Origin of the sequence: Rheinheimera baltica DSM 14885 (genome assembly GCF_000425345.1) — a bacterium.
GTDB classification, from domain to species: domain Bacteria; phylum Pseudomonadota; class Gammaproteobacteria; order Enterobacterales; family Alteromonadaceae; genus Alishewanella; species Alishewanella baltica.
On sequence record NZ_KE384353.1, the window covers coordinates 100,651 to 101,661 of the forward strand.

The window sequence follows — 1,011 nt, forward strand, 5'->3', positions numbered from 1 at the left end:
ACTGGAAACCGGCGATGAATCAGTTCATTATCATGTATGGTGACCGTGTATCGCTATGAGAAACAGCCACTTACACAGAAAATTTTACATACTCGTGTCTGAACAACAATTCTTCAGCTAATGCAGCCAACACAACTATCAAAAAAAGTTCTGAAACAAATCCTTCAAACCAGACAACTTGCTCTTCTTTTGTATAGCGTCCATAAACATAGTTTGCTGCTATGGAAATTACGATTGGCATAAAAAAGTAGAACACAACTTTACTGCATGGCTTTACAAAATCACCTCCATACCAAACTGGAAAACCATGTAGCATATAAACAAGAACAATCACCCCCGAAAAGAAAAAAATTCTAAACAAATTGTCGCTATCATAATAAAAAAAACTGACAAGACCATACATGCAAGAAAATAGCAACATGCCGACAAAAAACTTTGAAAGCTTAGCAAAATGATATTGAGACACAACTAATTACCTTCATTTGTTAACGCAGCCACTATGATGTTGACTGCGCTTTAAAATATTATAACTTATCGGCCACCAGTTCTCGGATCTTCCTCCCAAGGTCAGGGCAAGATCACGAACATTTAGTACGCACTTTAGCATAACTGATTGACCGCGATCTTCAGCTGTGATCAGATACTGGCTTTTACGCGGAGCCGATTAATGAACATCGATATTTTTGCAGAGCACTTTTCAGAATTAGAAGACCCAAGGCAAGCCGCTAAGGTCGTTTACCCCTTGTTTGACGTGGTGTTTTTAACGCTGTGCGCCGTCATAGCGGGCTGTGAGGGATGGGAAGATATTGAAGATTTCGGTGAAAATCGCTTTGACTGGCTGCAAGAACATGGTTTTTTCAAACTGGGCTTGCCGGTACACGACACCATCGCGCGGGTGATGTCACTGCTGGACAGCGAAGCCTTACAGCGCTGCTTTGCCAGTTGGATGCAGGCTTGTACAGAACTGACTGATGGTCAGGTAGTAGCGATTGACGGTAAAACGCTGCGCGG

General features: G+C 42.1%; 2 protein-coding genes. One reads left to right on the top strand and one right to left on the bottom strand.

Going from position 1 to position 1,011, the window contains the following annotated elements:
• Positions 1–70: 70 nt before the first annotated feature.
• Positions 71–466 carry a hypothetical protein gene (locus tag H595_RS0121025; RefSeq protein ID WP_027672886.1) on the bottom strand — a complete coding sequence of 132 codons (396 nt, stop codon included), beginning with the start codon at positions 464–466 and terminating at the stop codon, positions 71–73.
• Positions 467–667: 201 nt separating this feature from the next.
• On the opposite strand from H595_RS0121025, the gene H595_RS0121030 reads away from it, so the two are divergent.
• Positions 668–1,011: ISAs1 family transposase (locus H595_RS0121030; RefSeq protein ID WP_027672887.1), on the top strand; the 344-nt coding region annotated here is incomplete at its 3' end.